Here is a 16,966-nt window from a genome sequence, read left to right on the forward strand (position 1 = left end):
ATGAACAACAGCAAACATACAGTCATTGAAGTGGATACTAATCTAGTTGAAATTGAAAAGGGATTTAATCCCCGAGAGGCGGTAATCGGAGATTTGTGTTACGAACAAGAACCTGTCAAGTCGATGATTGTGTCAATCAAACAAGCCTTTAAGGAAGGAAGGCAGGTTGATATGATCAAGGTCGTAAAAAGAAAAGGTAAATATTTAGTTCGTCAAGGTCATACTCGTTTTCATGGCTTAAAATTAGCAATTTCTGAAGGTGCTAATATTCCAAAATTATCTGTTATCCTAATCGATTATAAAAACGAAATTGAAGAATACCTTGAGAACCTCGATGGTAACAGAAGCAATGGGCTAAATCCGGTTGGGCAAGCTCATGCATTAGCTCATGCTGTTAGTCTCGGGTATTCGGTTGAAGAACTAGCAATGCGATATCAACGATCAACTACCGCAATTCGTAATATGCTAAAAATCCTTGATATGCCATTAGAGCTTCAACGTTTGATTAGCCTAAATCTAATCAAAAAAACGCTCGCCATTGAAATAATGTTAAAATATTCCAACGATCACAAAATGGTTTTAAAACATATAGAAGGTTTCTTACCTGGCGTTAAGAATATTGAGACTACAACGAGCAAAATTGTAGGCATACCTGAACACAATGCAGCTGGAGCAGGACCAGACACCTTAAATAAAGGCGGACCAGAAAAGAAAAATTCGGCAGTCACTCGTAAGACTTTGGGTATTAAGCGCCTCTCGCATAAGAAAACAGAACGGCTAAAATCTGAATTTCTTGAGCTTGTGGAAAGTACACATACGGAATCTATAACGAATACTCAAACAGAACTAAAATTTGGTAGAGATAGTGCACACTTGTTCAAAAATGTTAATAGTAATAATGTAATATTTTCCAATGATGGTGTTCAAATAATCTTGAATGATGAAAAGCTAAATATTTTATTGTCTTTACTTAACGACGAAAATACAGCAATCATTGTTTCTAAACCAAAATTAGAAGAGCTTCTGGAAATTCGAGATCTCCTTAAGGAATATTAAAAACGAGGATTAGTTGAGTGATTAAACCTATAAAGCTGACTCTTATCGATAATTATAGTGATTTGCTTCTAACTCATGAAGTCCTTAAACGCAACATGGAAGAGTTAGAACACGGTAAACGTTTTGATCAATTTCCTGAAGGGCATGACCACTATGAAAAAACTGTGAAAGAAGCTGTAGCAATCGTAGAGGCACGTTTGGAGGTGTTTCGAAAATGAAATCTCTTTTCTTTACTCTTGATGGTCATATGGTACCAGCCTCAGTGAATGTATCACTTAACGGAGATGGAAATTATTATGCACCTATCGAAAGAGAATGTAACGAATGTGCGGGCACAGGCCACAAAGGGGCTGATTTATGTGAAAAGTGTCATGGGGTACAAACAGTTGGACCCATTATTGAAAAATTAGTGGCACTAGAGCCAATTACCTTTCTCGATAACATTCCGGAACTGCGTGTTAACCCAACACTCGAAGCATGGAAATCCAGAAACCACGTCCTTATTGAGAAAGCAAAAAAGGCTAACACTAAGTTTTCTAATAGTATATTGGCGCAATTAGACAATAACCGTTTCTTGACAGAACGCCAGCTGGATTGTTTCTTTACAACTTTTGATGTGATGTTGTCTGAAACTCCGGAAAATGAACAAGAAATTTTAAAACATAGCTACAATATCGGCCAGGTCATAAGCATTGAACTAACATTTACTGAAGTCAGGGCCGCGTACGCAAAAAGTAAAGGGAGTTATTTTTTTACATTTACTGGTAAAGTTAGAAATGACGGGATCGCTTTAACGGCCGATAAACAGGATCACATTTTATTGGGTGAACGTTATCATTTGACTGGAAAAGTCAGAAAATTCTATGAATTTGATTCGAAAAATTATGCTGCAATAACAGTTTTTAAGTTAAATAAACTCCAAGACAGTTAAATGTTTTTGCTGCTTAAATATAGAGCCAAGACTTTAACTGTCGTTAGGACTCACTCACGTAATATTGTTGCTTACGCAATGGGTTTTATCCCTCATAAAGATCTGCGAGTATAAATCTTTTACATTTAAATTCCCCTCTATCAGAACCTTTTCTATTGTAAAAAAATGATAATCTTATTAATTATAATTTTAATTTTTTGTATACCAATACCATACAGTTAAGGCTAAAAGGTGATGATGGAGATGGACTTTAAAATGCACAATGATCTGGGTCTCGGTTTCATTTGTAAAAATGCAAGAACATCGTCAAAGCCAACGTTAAGAAAAGTTACTTTTCCGGTAAGCGCATATGAAACGTCTAAGCTTTCTTTAACCGGTTTTCAATGCCCCACAGCCTGCCGTTTTCCTTTTTTTGTGCTATGCATGATAATCCATAACCATCTTTCGTCTGCATGCCCTATCACCCAAAATGAATGTTCAAATCATATCTCGCAATTTTCTATCGACATTAAAGTACAAGATTGGCTTAGCCGTTCAAGAGTAGCGTTTATTGATTTCCATAATCTTAGAAATACAGATAAAACCACTTTAATAACAGTGAACCATCTTGAAGCTTTACTTACTGTTATGTCGACTACTCTTGTCGCTTATGTTCCATATTCAAAAAAGAGACTAAACTTTAGCTTTCTAAACTCATTCACTTTGTCTAAAACTTCTCAAAGTTACACATTAACTTTCCCGGTAGTTCTCAGTCCGCTTTTAGATGCTCTTGGCGACTTCATTCAGGAATGCATAACCGAAAAATTGTTAAAACGACGAAATTCGAATTTCATGGTTTACGAGTATCTTAAACGTTCAGGCCAGAGCTCTCATAAAGTGGAGGACATTAATAACGACTTACAGCTTAAAAGTCTAAATATAAGACTTATGAGCGTCCTTACTGGCCTTTCTCAGCAAGGACTCATTTCATTTATTTGCGAAGGAAAGAGGGGCGACCGGAGAATAGAAGAGCTTCAGTTTATACCTTATGTTCAACGAACTTACCCTGAGGTATTAACTTTTGAGGAATGGATTAGCCTAGTTGATTAGAATTTACTCTATTTCAGCACGGCCAGTATTTCTGTTTCCGTTTTCCGTGTATTCGGCTTACTTCCTACGGATCGGTAAGCGCTGAGTCTGTGTATGACGAATCCACGCTCTTCATAGAGGCCCAAAGTGAATGATGTCAGGCTATTTGATATCGCAACAGCAGCGCCTTTTCTGTGAGCGTCAACGAGCATATTTGCTAACAGCACGTGGTCGCTTTGGCTGAACGGTTTACCATCGTAACTGACAAAACTAGTTTTGCTTGTTTTGTCATATGGCGGATCACAGTAAATCTGATCTCCTTCACCGGTTGCGGCCAGAGTCTCCTCAAAACCAGCGGTGATCAGTTCAATACCTGAAAGACGAAATGAAAGGTAGTCTATTTTATTGAGGTCAAGCTTCAGTTCTGTATGTTTCCCCCACGGCACTGAATAGATTCTTTCTGAGTTATAGCGGCACATACCGTTATAGCCCAGGCGATTCAGGGAGTAAAACAAAGCCGCTCTTTGAAGCGATTGACCAGAAATACAGGTTTTGTTGAAACGGTCCCTCATCTCATAGTAGTCCTTTTCGACAAAGGTTTTATCCGCCAAGTTTTGGACCTGATTTATAAAGTTAGTTTTCTGTCTTTGAATAGTCCTGTATAGGTTGATCAAGTCTGGATTGCTATCTGCAAGCAATGCATTTTGTGCAAACATGTTCAGAAAAACGGCACCACCGCCTATAAAGGGTTCTACCCACCGGCAACTATGATCGTGTGGGTAGTGATGGCTGATGAAAGGCATCAGTTTCGTTTTTCCACCAGCCCATTTGATTATCGGCATGTGTCTGAGATGTCGAGTCAAAGTGTCTATACCTGAGAGAGAAATTTAGGTGCTGGTATCGTACCTAACCACGGGCTTTAACTAATAACTTAGGGAGCAAAAAAAAGTTGTTTAAGACGCACAGTTTTGACTTTCAGCATTTCGGATTTATAAGATTTTTCCTCACTTATACCTGAACTTTATGTTTTGGATTTATGTATTTGTTTATGAAGCGATTTTTATGCCATCACAAGTAATGGGGAGCCACCTTTTTTTGTAAAAAATCAGAATAGGCTCAAAAAGTACCTTTTTTGCGAAAAATTATGAATTTTTTTTTCGGTAGTATCCCCGCTACGCAGAAAGTAAGCAGAAAAATGTAACGGAGCCCCTATGAGTGTTTTACTGACAGAACCTACACAGCAAGCTAATGACAAGGTCTTTAAAACGGCCCATGTTGCCTTTTCAGTAGTTACTGGCACAGGCCGTTACGTCACTGGGCTTAAACAGTTCCGTGATGCAAACCCTGAACTTTGTACTGAAGTAAGTGACCAGAAAGCATGGGCTATCCACCCTTCAGTAATTCAGGTCACGCCAGGCTTCAACTCCCGCGAAATGGGAATGGGTGACGATTACTATAAGCTCCCTGAGGTTGAAGAACACATCTACAACATCAAGAATGCCTACATTCGAGGTGACTATGTAGACCCTATCCGAGTACGTGTCATTGATGGGGTACCTTTTGTTCGCCAGGGGCACTGCCGTTTAAAAGCCGCAATGATGGCATGTGATGAAGATCATGACATCACAATCCTTTGCGTTGAGATTAAAGAAGATGAAATTGGCTGTGAGCTCGCGACCATTGATGGTAACCGTGGTCTTGCGCTTTCTCCTGTTGCGCTTGGCGAGTCCTATCGTCGCCTACATTCTCTTGCTGGCTGGTCACTCGAACGAATTGCTCAACGTGAAAATAAAAGCCCGACGACCATCAGTTCTCTTATCCGCCTGACAACCTGTTCTGTTGTTATCAAGAAATGGATTCATGCTGACGCTATTTCGTATGTTAACGTGCTTTCACTGATCGATGAGCTCGGCGAAACAGAAGCAATTTCACGTATCAAGAAGATGATCGCAGAACTTGAGCAGGCCGATGCGAATGGCATCACGGTGAAAAAAACCCAACATGGTCAGGTACGAGTCAGACCTTCAGACTTCAAGCCAGCACGGATTCCGCCGGTTATTGCCACAAAAGCCGTAGAAGGCGTCAAACTCATCACCACCAGCTTATTACAGAAACTGGGGGATATTGAATTGCCGGAGCTGACAGATTCAAGTGCTGACGAAGAAATCAACATTACGTTGAACCGCAGTACTCTGGAGATGTTGAGAAATCTTTCAAAAGAGATCACAGAATCAGAGAACAAGCAGCTTCGCCGTGCGGAGAATCGTCAGGCAAAACTTAATGGTGAGAAGCCAAAATACCCACGTAAAAAAAATGCTAAGAAGGCAGGGGAAGAGACCGATCAGGATACTGACCCACAGCCGGACGCAGAATAATTTACTTTTGGCAAAGTGCTGGTTTTGTCAGAGTCATTAAGGATTCAGGCTTTTTGCCCGCCTTTTTTAAACCTCCATGTATCGTTCTTGCCCCGTTTATGCGGGGCTTTTTTTTTGCTTCTTTCTATGAGTTGACATCTTTAAGTTTTATTCAGAGACATAAAAAACTTTTTCGTGTCACTGAACCTATTAGGTTACTGAGCGACGTTGCTATCCTGGTAAAAGTTTTTTCTAAAGGACCGGTAAAATGTCATCTCTTGATTCTGAAGCTAAACCCGATAATGCAGGTCACAGCGTACTGGCTTTAACAACCTCTCATAGCCTGGTGGTTAGCTCTCCTGAAACATTTCTTCCAGATATGCGCAAAGAGCTCGGCATTATCGCGGATCTTGTTGAGTCCTATAATGATGAACTCTGCTTGTTGAAACTCATGGCTGTCCAGTTCAAAACCCACAATCACCAGAAACTTTATTCTTATCTCTCAGGCTACAACCACAGCATCTCAGAAGCGGATGCTTTGTTCGCAGAAAACGCTCTGAGATCAGAATACTGGAAATGCGTTATGGCACTCACTGATGTTTTGCCTATCATGTCGGATGCCAAACGTAACGAATGGGATAAGCAGTTTACGGCCGACCGTTATATTATGCCGCCTCAGGTGATCCCTGATTTCACAGCTGACGCTGTAGTGGGCACAGTCGTTGCTTTGCTTAATGACCGCAATCAATTTATTAAAGAAAGGGTTTACGACGTCTTCCAGTCTCTGAGCCGCAGTCACAAGACAAACAAAGCTTTTGGGTTCTCCACCCGCATGATCACTACCGGAGTTTGCGAGCCGTCTAAATACCCCTGGCAGAAATTAAGGGTGGATTTTAAAGAGTCTGGCATTTCACCGCTGAGCGAGCTCCGCGTTATATGCGCATTCTTCCGTGGCGAACAGGTGAAGGCGATCCATAACACCAAATCATTGGTTGAGGCGTTGGTCGAACATGAGGGGTTCAGAAAATGGATCTGCATCGATGGCAACAGTATTCGTTTCAGGGTTTACAAAAATGGATCAATGCATATTGACGTCCACCCTGATATCGCCGAGCGGCTTAACAATATTTTATCAGCTATCGTACCGCTGGCATTACCTGCCGACCGTATGGCTCATAGCAAGAAATCTTTGGAGGCATTCCCTGTACTTAAGCAGTGCATCGACTTTGATACCCGGATGCAGCTTTCTGAACTGATGTTTAAAAATGACGGGGACAATAAATGGAGTTGCTGGACATCTTTAGGGTCTCTCGCCGAACGCAAATCTTCGAGTGTTGCCGCTGACACCCTTCGGTTCTTAGGGGCAACAGTAACAAAATACGATGTGACATTTTCCTATGATCCGTGTGAGGTTATTCGTTACATCGGCCAGATAGGGGAGATGCCTGATATTGTATCGCATCAGTTTTACCCTTCATCTTGCCGAATCAGCGAATATGTATCTTCCCTGCTTGGTGCAGGGGAAGGGGATACCCTCCTGGAGCCTAATATTGGCCATGCGGATTTGCTTAAATCATTCCCTGCCGGTGTGATCGTTACTGGCATCGAGCTTGATACTTTGAATTGCCTTATCTCCCGGGCTAAGGGATACGATACGACAGAAGCTGACTTCCTCACATGGTCTAAGTCTAATCAACAGAAGAAGTTTGATTATGTCGTGATGAACCCACCTTTTGCCGATAACCGGGCCAGGCTGCATCTCCAGGCAGCTGCATCTCATCTCGCAGCCGGGGGATCTCTAGCAGCCGTTCTTCCATTATCTCTTCAGGGGCTCGATAACCTTTTGGGGGAAGAATTCCGGACGGAATGGATGGACGTTTTTGAGAACGAGTTTGAAAACACGACCGTTTCGGTTCGCATCCTGTACGCCGAACGTATTCAACAAGAGGAAGTCCTATGAGCAACCAACCCACCAGCCTGCCAGAAGAAGATATTGAGTTTGTTATGGATACCTTTCAGAGGAGCATGGGTAAATCCAAGCCTGTCAGGGATACTCAACTAGAGGGTGAGAAACCGCAAAGTAAAGAGTCCGCAAACTCAACTGAAAACCCCGGTTATGAAGAATTCTATTAATTACGCTCATGATATCCTGGTGCAGTTATTTAGAATGATATTTGAGGGATGGGGGACATTGTGATTAAAAGGCGTAACATTCGACGATCAGTTTATGGATTGCTTATTGTTCTTATCGCCGGAAATGTGTGGTTAGGCCTTAGAGCTGATAAAATTCATAAAGTGCGTTATCAGGATTTCTGGTCACCGGCAACTGTGATTAAAGTAACTGTAATGCCTTCAACGAATGAAACCCAGCTCAGTGGTAAAATCCCTAAATCGGTAAGAGTTTCAAACAATTATGTTGAGTACTCGTTACCGGGCACACTCTCGGCCAAGACCATTTACCGAAGCGTGTTAGAAGATGAGATGCTCACTTTGCTTAATGCTGGAGGTCAACTTGAAGTTAAATACACTCTGGACAAGCAGACAAATCGAACTAAGGTATGCACTAAGTGCTTACGGGTGATTAAAGATATTAACCATCAATATTCAGCCACTGAGGTAAAGCATGGGCAGTCCAAAATTTGAAATTGCTGAGCAAATTAAAATGTGGATCGTTGTTTATCTAGTTTGCTTTTTAGCACTTTACTGTGTGTTAAGCGCTCTACATGCGCTTTATGATCCGCTAAATTTACCAGCCCTGACGTGGCCTATCAGCTGGTTCCTGGTGCCTGAAATGACAAGTTTTGGCAGTGCATTATTAGCTTTTGTCCTAACGCCAGGCCTTTGCTCTATAATTGCTGTTTTATTCGGTAAGTCTATCTTTAAAAAAGCTAAAACAAAAATATAGAGTTAATTAGATTGGTGGCTCAGGTTTATAAAACCTCTCACTAGTGAGGTTTATTTTTTATTTTTGGCTGAGATTAACAGCGTTTTCCATAAATGTATCAATAACAACCGTAAGAGACTGGCTGGTACCATGGCTATACTCAGGCCAGGGTAAAAAAGGATATGAAGAATACGCCATCAACATGATACTGGTTGGGCAACGCCAGTCCGTTGGAACACCTTTACTGTAATGGACAATCATAGCCGGGCGACTACAATCAATATCTCCAGCGTTTTTATCGAGTACGAAAGTAGCCAGAACGCCGGTGTCCTTCTGGGATACGAAAACAAGGCTGTCAGTAAAAATAAAGGCCATTAAGGAAGAGGCCAGGAAAGCGCCAGTAAATAAGGACTTCTTCTCTTTCCAAACGCGTCGAGCATATAACCCCATTAGCGCTACCGCTGAAACCATTCCGTACCACTGAGCACCCAAAGAAAAATCTGTTACTGTTTTAGATGTCATACTTTCATTAATAGTAATCATTGCGACAATGAATGGTGATGCGATTCCAAGTGTTGCTAGGACTATCAGCGATATTTCAGACCGGTTTTCTTTAGCGGATCCTTTACTTATTGCAGACATTGCTCTGAACATAACGAATGTACTGTTGAGCATCAGATGGATTTGCCCCTATATTTCCAGACACCTGTTATCACTTAACCCATTACTGGCCCGCTGCCGTAGATATTCCCGTGGCGAGCGATAACCCAGTGCACTATGCGGATGCCATTCGTTATAATGCTCGAACGCCTCTGCAAGGTTCTTTGCTGCCGTTAACCCGTCTGGTTTAGGCATGATACTGATGTAGTCACGCTTTATCGTTTTCACGAAGCTCTCTGCTATGCCGTTACTCTCCGGACTCCGCACCGCCGTGTTCTTCGGTTCAAGCCCCAACATCCGGGCAAACTGCCGTGTTTCATTAGCCCGGTAGCATGAACCATTATCCGTCAGCCACTCTACTGGAGACGCCGGAAGCTCGTTGCCGAAGCGGCGTTCCACCGCTCCCAGCATTACGTCCTGTACTGTTTCACTGTCGAAGCCGCCCGTAGTGACTGCCCAGTGCAGTGCCTCACGGTCACAGCAGTCCAGCGCGAACGTGACTCGCAGTTTTTCTCCGTTATCACAGCGGAACTCGAACCCGTCAGAGCACCATCGTTGATTGCTTTCTTTCACGGCCACTTTGCCAGTATGTGCCCGTTTCGATGGCGGTACAGCGGTTTTTCGCTCAAGCAACAGCGCATTCTGGCGCATGATCCGGTAAACACGTTTGGCATTGATAGCAGGCATACCATCAAGTTCGGCCTGTCTGCGAAGCAGCGCCCATACCCGACGATAACCATACGTGGGCAGCTCTCCGATAACATGGTGTATACGGAGAAGCACATCCGTATCATCTGAGTGACGGCTGCGGCGACCATCTTTCCAGTCATCGGTTCGTCTGAGAATGACGTGCAACTGCGCACGCGACACCCGGAGACAACGGCTGACTAAGCTTACTCCCCATCCCCGGGCAATAAGGGCGCGTGCGCTATCCACTTTTTTGCACGCCCGTATTCAACGGCTTCTTTAAGGAGTTCATTTTCCATCGTTTTTTTGCCGAGCAGGCGCTGGAGTTCTTTAATCTGCTTCATGGCAGCAGCAAGTTCAGAGGCAGGAACGACCTGTTCTCCTGCGGCCACAGCAGTAAGACTTCCCTCCTGGTATTGCTTGCGCCAGAGAAATAACTGGCTGGCTGCCACACCGTGTTGCCGGGCAACAAGGGAGACCGTCATTCCCGGTTCAAAGCTCTGCTGAACAATAGCGATCTTTTCCTGTGTAGTACGCCGTCTGCGTTTCTCCGGTCCTAAGACATCAATCATCTGCTCTCCAATGACTAGTCTAAAAACTAGTATTAAGACTATCACTTATTTAAGTGATATTGGTTGTCTGGAGATTCAGGGGGCCAGTCTATCAGAAAACAGCATAAGAGCATGTATAACATTGGGTTTCCTCAACCTAGAAGTGATGGTTTCCCTGTTATTTTACATAAATTTGACTCAACAGATGCTTTTAAAATCTCGCTTCCTTGAATTTACAAACATATCAGCACAATTGGCAAACATAAAGGAGCAGCGTCTATCAAAAGTTACTTTTATGATTGGTTGAATACTCATTTTGAAGGCTAAAATCCAAAAAAGTGGATACAAAAAGTTACTTTTGCGTCATCCAGATGCACTGCCGCCATTTTGCATTCTGTACGTTGGTTGCTTTCTCACTTGATGTCTCTTTTAACAGGCAAATTATCACTTTATCCGACCGGACCTTGTAGGCTGAATCCGTAGAATAAGGCTATAACCTATTCCCGGAGCATCATATGCGTAAAACTCTAATTGGCTGCATGGTTGCAACTGCCCTTGCTACTGTATCTTCGGCACATGCTCAGGTATTTAGCTACTCATTTACAGATACCAATAAGGCTGTTCGGAATATCAAACCTGCAACACAAACATATCTTAATCCCGCTGGTGTTTTGACTCTGAACTTGATATCGGGTCTTGATCGGTACGAGCGAGTGACGGTCACACGAGACAGCGATAAAAAGGTTATGTATTCCTCCGTCTCGACCAAAACGAGCGTTGCAGATCGTATCGTTGCTGCCGATGGAACAGAATACTATGGAAAGGATATGGTTCTACCGGCGCTCGGAGAAGGGACCTTTACTGTAGTCAATGAAACTCTGGATATTCGCCAGACTGTAGTGAGCACATCTACTTATCATTTCATCGTTGATACAACTCCTCCACGCTATAAGAGTATTTATCCGAGTCAAAACGCAGGTTACGACATGGTACTTTCTGGGCCACTTTGGGAGTTGGGCCGAGGCGGTAGTGGCCAGTTTTCTATATTTGCAGACGGTATTGAGGATGCTAGTGGAATTGACAAGATCCGTCTTGTCATTAAACGAAGTAATGGTTCTGTGGTCTCCGACAATAACCTGAGTTATGACACAGCCAATAAACGTGCGTTCTATCCGTGGATTAAAGATATGAACACCCAGGCTGGCATGCCCTCAAGTGATCTTGATGAAGAATTCACCTTCAATTTCATCGTTACGGACCTGGCAGGAAATACGCTTAACATTCCTCCCCAGCGGTTTTTATATGACGATCAAATGGGAGAATTTACGCCATTTGCAGTTCATGACTCACGTGTAAGCACCAGTGTTGTACCCGGCATTTCTTCGGGATACGTCCCGTTTAAACGAGGCCTTACAGTGCTGGAAAACCCCTACAAGTTGGTTATACGTATCCCAAGAACTAACTGGAAGCCATATCGAAATGGTGGCATGAGCATTACCAATAACTATGGCGGAGTACAGGTCCTTTCCGAAGATGCCACCTATGTCTACGTGGAAGTTAAGCTGCCACAGGGTGCCTTAGATGGAAACTACTATAGACCTGTGAATACATATCAATGGTCTGGAGGAGATCTTGGTCAGTATGCCAGCTGGCTCAACTGGGATCCTGCCTCTGTAAAGAGTCCGGCTTGGGGAAGTTCACCCATAGAACGACAAAAGGCTGATGGAACATGGTTCAACAGCGTAAACTGGAACCTGTTCAAGGCATCTGATATGCCTATAAAACTTACTAATATCCGATTCAATGTACAGGCCAGGCCATATGATCAAAAAATCACTGGCGGAGCAACATGCAGTATTCCAGCTGGCTCAACAACCTGTACCGTCTCTTTGCCCCAGGATATTATAAATGGCACTACCGGTTATCTTCATAGTGGCTATGAAGTAAGGTCAACCACCGAAGCAACCTTCTTTGCCCCTATATGGGAGAATATAGCCTGGCATACACTGGGTCCCTCCGTCACTGGATTTGATTACAATGAAACCACCAACATTCTCCAGGTTTACGTGAATCAACCTGGAGATGGTTCATATTTCGACCATGTTTATGTAAATCGAGTTTGGTTGTCAGATAAAAACCGTAACAACGCAGAAATAAGCGTAACCGGCAAACAAACAGGTAGAAATATGGCGTCTGGGAACTACACGTATGAGTTCAACATGAAAGAGGTACCAGAAGGCAGTTATAACGTGGTGATTAATGCCCAAGATACATTCAACAATACCGGTAACCTCCCTTATCAAACAGTTGTCGTTGATAATACAGCACCATCTGTAAGTATTAGCTACGAAGGAAAACCGATCAGCAAAAACGTAACAGTATATGGGCTGGAGAACGTCCGTATACAGCTCACCGATGCTCTAACTAAACCATCCTTAAGCCGTATGACTCTTCGCGGTGGCCCTGTTTCTGATGCGGTGGAATTGTCTTGGGTGAATCTGGGAAACAACCTGTATGCACCTAATTATCCCAAGATCTTTCCGTCTCTTAATGAAGGCGAAACATACACTCTCACAGTTCAGGCCAAAGATGAGATGAACAACGTTAAAGAAAGCTCAGTCGAATTTAACTACCTTCCAAACAATCTCGTCAGGCTAGAGAATCTGAAAACCTTAGCTGTCAATGCTTCTCTCAAAACATCTGACAATACTGCTCTGGCTGTTCTGTATGCCAGCCAGCTGCGTAAAAAGGATGGTTCAATCGCTACAGGGCTTCAGGACGCAGTGCTTACTGTCCGTAAGGACGCTGCATTCGGCGTGACTGTAAATGGCGTTTCTGCGATGCCAGGTGAAAGCAAAGAGCTTCAACTGGATTTGGGGCTCGGGGACAGCCGTAGCTTTCCTATTTTCCCTGCTGTATCCGGCCTTACTGGCAGATCTGAGTTCATGATTAACATTGAAGAATTAAAATAAAGCAGGGCTGTTTTGCTGAAGCACAACGGCCGCCTTCTGATGCGCCGTAGCCCATGTTGTTGCAAATCAGTCCGACGTTCATTGCGTAAGTAACGCTTACTGCGGACCATGGTAGTGATTAGACTCACTACCATGGTCATTTCACCACATATCTTCTCTGCATTGCTCTTGTTGGGCAGACTAGTAACTCGTCACTAAATTGCAGCTTTTGTCTTGCTAAGTCGCTGGTATAACTGCACTACGAAATCGTCAAAAGATTTTATCCCTCATGTAGATCCAATAAATGATCCCAAAGGTGCCAGAGAGTACAAAGAAGATCCCGGTACGCTGTAGGCCGCATGGTTACTGGGCTGGAGCATTGTCACTGACAACAGTAGCGACATAAGTGACAACGGGAGTGACTTAAAAGACAATGGTAGAGACTATTTCGACGTTGGTAATGATTTTAAGTGACAATGGTAGTGAGGTTAGACTTAAACTTCCACTGTGAGGTAAGGTGACTCGCATTATTTAAATAAATCATTACTTTCAATTACTTGCGACACGAGTCTGCATGTATGCTTCTATTTCTCAAAAATTTATCCACCGAAAATGCCTGTGGCTGTGATTTAGCTTTGACGACAGTTTTTATCAGGGAGGCAAGTTGAGACCTGTATAAGAACTAAGCATTTATTTATCCCCATTTTCCACAAGGTAGTTCCAATAATTAGTACCTTAGTGTTCCTGATAGATCAAAAGAGATCCCCGCTGCCTCCAGGCCAGACGGCACAAGGCCTGAGACGTGATCAGTGACAACAGTAGTGATTATTTTGACATTAGTAGTGATTATTATAACGTTGGTAATGAGTTTTTTGACATCAGTAGTGATCAGAGCGACAATAGTAGTGACTTTTCATTAGATCTTTTTAACTTGATCTGATCCGTTGTTGATAAGAGTTGCAGGTCATTGTATGCAAAGAGTTTTTGCCAAGTTTTAATGAGTGGAGTCGTTTTTTTAGGTAGAACTTATGCACAGATATGGATCATCACAATGATCCATCCAGTGACATAGAGTTCGCTGGGGCTTACTATTCACCAATCTGTTTACACATTCAGTGATAACTTATTATGACTAAAGAGAAAGATACTGAGCAGCAGGACCTGGTCACCAGGGCTTTCTCTGTTAGAGAGAAAGAATCAGGTAAAGACATCATTTTGCGTCCTAACAGCAACCGTACGGTGCAGTCTATTGCTTTGATGCGGCTCGGGCTGTTCGTCCCATCACCAAAGAGTGTGGGGCGTCAAAATCGGGAATATAAAACGGTTGGCTTTGACGCAACGAAAGAGTTACAGACGCTCTCTTTAATGGAGAGCGAGGGGTTCACCAATATTTCAATTGTCGGTGAGCGTCTTAATATGTCAGTAGATTTTAAGACGTGGATGGGCATCATTCGAACCTATGCCAATCATCCGATTAACAATGACACGATAAGCTTAAAATTCACTGAATTCCTCAAGCTATGTACGCCTGAAAATTATCGCTCATCTACAGCGTCCAGAAAACGTATAGACGCCTCCTTACGCAGGTTAGCATCCGTTACCTTGTCGTTCACCAGTAATAACTCGTCCAAAGTCTATACAACGCATCTGGTACAGTCTGCCCTGTTAGACCCGGAATCAGATCAGGTTGTCCTTCAGGTTGATCCTAAGATTTTCGAGCTCTATCAATACGATCATAAGGTTTTGATGCAGCTGAAGGCAATTAAGGAGTTGGCCAAGAAGGAAAGCGCCCAGGCTCTCTATACGTTCATAGAGTCATTACCGCCAAATCCTATACCGATATCCCTTACTCGGCTGAAAAATCGTCTGAACCTCAAAACACGAGCAAATAGTCAGAATGCTACCGTGAGAAAGGCTCTTGAAGAGTTGGCATCGATAGGATACCTCAAGTACACCGAAATTAAGAAAGACGGAAAAGTATACTTCCAGATTCATAAGCGGGATCCCGATCTGAATTTGAACAATACTCAGCCTCCTTTAGAAGTGGTTGAAGATGAAGAAGAGAACTCAGGGTCTTCTGTTTTAGAAGGTGAGTTATGCCCACCAGCTGACCCGATTGACGGCGATGATGTTCTTACCGTCCATGATTTAACCGCTGAAGAACTGCGCTATATTCGTAGTCTTCGAAGCCAGAAAAAGAACAGCAACGCCAGCTAAAGTTAACCCGGCGGTTTAGGCTCCGGGTGCTAAATTACTTCTTCGATTTTCGTTAGTCCCAGCCCGCTCTTTCACGTCAACGGTAATGAGTCAAAAGTCATTACCGTTGTCATTGTTCTCTACCACCCTATGTAGATCGAGATTGCGAAATTCAACGCTTTCTCCTGAGTCACCTGTTAACACCCGGTTTCTACGCTTTACTTCATTGGCCAGTACATCCAACGGAAAATATCGTAACGGGGTGACAATGGCAGTGAGTTGACCCACTCACTACCATCGACATTCAAATCCCGGCTTCTCTGGTAGCTATAGTGACAATGGTAATGATGTGTACCTTACTGGCATTGTCATTGTCCTCCGAGTGTGCGTTCAGCTTTGGGAGGACACCGGAACTTAATGCGGCGAGTCACGGCCATTGTGAATCTCGATTGGATTGGCGAATACGGCTTCCGGTTGGGCCAGATGTCAATGGTTATGCTTCATCCAGCTCATTACTGTAGTCATTGCCGTTCAGTTGAGCTGATGCTCCTCTCATTCTATATGGCGACAACGGTAGTGAGCCCAGAAAGTGACTACCGTTGTCATGGCCGTCCAGTAGAGCGGGTCAACCTCTTAACTCACAGGGTGACAACGGTATTGAGCCCAGAAAGTCACTACCGTTGTCATGGCCGTCTGGTTAAGCAGATCATCCTCTCAATTCACAGGGTGACAATGGTAGTGAGCCTATTAAGTCATTACCGTTGTCATTGCCATCCAGAAGAGCGGATGATCCTCTCAATTCATACGGCGACAATGGCAGTGAGCCCAGCAAGTCACTTCCGTTGTCATAGCCTTCCAGAAGAGCAGATGAGCCTCTTAATTAACAGGGTGACAACGGTAGTGAGCTCATTAAGTCATTACCATTGTCATGGACGTACAGCTGAGCTGCTCATCCTCTCAATTCACACACCGACAATGGTAGTGAGCTATTAAAGTCACTACCATTGTCATATACGTCCAGTTAAGTGGACCATCCTCTCAATACACACGGTGACAACGGTAGTGAGCCATTAGAATCACTACCGTTGTCATTGCTTTTCAGGTGCACTGATAAGGCTCTCAATAGACACGACGACAATGGCAGTGAGCAATTAGAGTCACTACCGTTGTCATTGCTTTCAGCTGAGCTGATAAGGTACGTCATTTACACGATGACAATGGCAGTGAGCCAATCGAGTCACTACCGTTGTTAATGCCGACCAACCGAGGGAAGGGTCCGCTCAAAGAACTGAGTGACAACAGTAGTGAGATCATCCAATCACTACCATTGTCAGCTTAAACCTGTAGGACGAAGAGGCTTGTCCGATAAAATGACGACAATGGAAATGAGCCTATCCATCACTACCACTGTCATTAAAGTCCAGCGGTTCAACGTTAATCAGTAGCTCCGGATGACAATGGTTGTGAGTCAGGCAATTCCCAAGCATTAGGTGACAGCAGCGTAACACCTCTAAGCTCACTTCTGTTGTCAGGGGTTAGGGTATTGAGTCTCTACCGTCGTCAGTGTTTCTGAGACACCAGTATTGCAGATCACTACAATTGTCACTTAAATATCGACGGGGGAGTAG

The 16,966-nt window shown here is 43.5% G+C and carries 14 protein-coding genes; 11 read left to right on the forward strand and 3 right to left on the reverse strand.

Annotated features, from left to right (window positions below):
* The 4 genes from HU143_RS22655 (at window position 1) to HU143_RS22670 (ending at window position 3,076) form a co-directional block, all read left to right on the forward strand.
* Window positions 1-1,056, forward strand: coding sequence for a hypothetical protein (locus HU143_RS22655; protein ID WP_001065779.1), 1,056 nt, complete (start codon window positions 1-3; stop codon window positions 1,054-1,056).
* A gap of 17 nt (window positions 1,057-1,073) precedes the next feature.
* Window positions 1,074-1,274 (forward strand): hypothetical protein, encoded by a 201-nt coding sequence (locus HU143_RS22660; RefSeq protein ID WP_000594931.1) that lies wholly within the window; start codon window positions 1,074-1,076, stop codon window positions 1,272-1,274.
* A complete protein-coding gene (locus HU143_RS22665) occupies window positions 1,271-1,987 on the forward strand; it encodes a zinc finger-like domain-containing protein (protein ID WP_000838218.1) in 717 nt (238 codons plus the stop codon). Before HU143_RS22660 ends, HU143_RS22665 begins: the two co-directional genes overlap by 4 nt.
* 255 nt (window positions 1,988-2,242) lie before the next feature.
* The gene (locus HU143_RS22670) at window positions 2,243-3,076 is read left to right on the forward strand and encodes a hypothetical protein (RefSeq protein WP_001426339.1); all 834 of its coding nucleotides are present in this window, start codon (window positions 2,243-2,245) and stop codon (window positions 3,074-3,076) included.
* Window positions 3,077-3,084: 8 nt separating this feature from the next.
* On the opposite strand, the gene HU143_RS22675 is transcribed toward HU143_RS22670, so the two are convergent.
* Window positions 3,085-3,897: a DNA adenine methylase gene (locus tag HU143_RS22675; protein ID WP_001121575.1), complete on the reverse strand. Its 813-nt coding sequence runs from the start codon at window positions 3,895-3,897 to the stop codon at window positions 3,085-3,087.
* Between the two features lie 369 nt (window positions 3,898-4,266).
* Here HU143_RS22675 and HU143_RS22680 point away from each other — a divergent pair, with 369 nt between their 5' ends.
* From HU143_RS22680 to HU143_RS22700, 5 genes are all read left to right on the forward strand, one after another.
* Entirely contained in the window at window positions 4,267-5,430 is a 1,164-nt protein-coding gene (locus HU143_RS22680) for a hypothetical protein (RefSeq protein WP_000114859.1), read from the forward strand.
* 247 nt (window positions 5,431-5,677) lie between these two features.
* Window positions 5,678-7,369 carry a DUF4942 domain-containing protein gene (locus tag HU143_RS22685; protein WP_042634269.1) on the forward strand — a complete coding sequence of 564 codons (1,692 nt, stop codon included), beginning with the start codon at window positions 5,678-5,680 and terminating at the stop codon, window positions 7,367-7,369.
* On the forward strand, window positions 7,366-7,542 hold the full coding sequence (locus HU143_RS22690; protein ID WP_000070863.1) for a hypothetical protein: 177 nt from the start codon (window positions 7,366-7,368) through the stop codon (window positions 7,540-7,542). The genes HU143_RS22685 and HU143_RS22690 overlap by 4 nt, the downstream gene beginning before the upstream one ends.
* A 60-nt stretch (window positions 7,543-7,602) precedes the next feature.
* Complete coding sequence (locus HU143_RS22695) at window positions 7,603-8,052, forward strand: hypothetical protein (RefSeq protein ID WP_094875903.1); 450 nt, start codon at window positions 7,603-7,605, stop codon at window positions 8,050-8,052.
* The gene (locus tag HU143_RS22700) at window positions 8,033-8,314 is read left to right on the forward strand and encodes a hypothetical protein (RefSeq protein WP_000535422.1); all 282 of its coding nucleotides are present in this window, start codon (window positions 8,033-8,035) and stop codon (window positions 8,312-8,314) included. The genes HU143_RS22695 and HU143_RS22700 overlap by 20 nt, the downstream gene beginning before the upstream one ends.
* A gap of 57 nt (window positions 8,315-8,371) precedes the next feature.
* On the opposite strand, the gene HU143_RS22705 is transcribed toward HU143_RS22700, so the two are convergent.
* Entirely contained in the window at window positions 8,372-8,968 is a 597-nt protein-coding gene (locus HU143_RS22705) for a hypothetical protein (protein ID WP_046788420.1), read from the reverse strand.
* Window positions 8,969-8,983: 15 nt separating this feature from the next.
* Window positions 8,984-10,212, reverse strand: a protein-coding gene (locus HU143_RS22710; protein WP_152919722.1) for an IS3 family transposase whose coding sequence is annotated in 2 segments (ribosomal slippage) — window positions 8,984-9,897 and window positions 9,897-10,212 — 1,230 coding nt in all. Because the reading frame shifts where the segments join, the coding sequence is not laid out codon by codon here.
* Window positions 10,213-10,706: 494 nt separating this feature from the next.
* Here HU143_RS22710 and HU143_RS22715 point away from each other — a divergent pair.
* Together HU143_RS22715 and repHI2 are read left to right on the forward strand one after the other, a co-directional pair.
* Complete coding sequence (locus HU143_RS22715; protein ID WP_001572417.1) at window positions 10,707-13,163, forward strand: Ig-like domain-containing protein; 2,457 nt, start codon at window positions 10,707-10,709, stop codon at window positions 13,161-13,163.
* A gap of 1,107 nt (window positions 13,164-14,270) precedes the next feature.
* Entirely contained in the window at window positions 14,271-15,359 is a 1,089-nt protein-coding gene (repHI2, locus tag HU143_RS22720) for an IncHI-type plasmid replication initiator protein RepHI2 (protein WP_000159529.1), read from the forward strand.
* The last annotated feature ends 1,607 nt before the right edge of the window (window positions 15,360-16,966 follow it).

It is taken from the genome of Salmonella sp. SJTUF14076 (assembly GCF_015534835.1).
Taxonomy (GTDB): domain Bacteria; phylum Pseudomonadota; class Gammaproteobacteria; order Enterobacterales; family Enterobacteriaceae; genus Salmonella; species Salmonella enterica.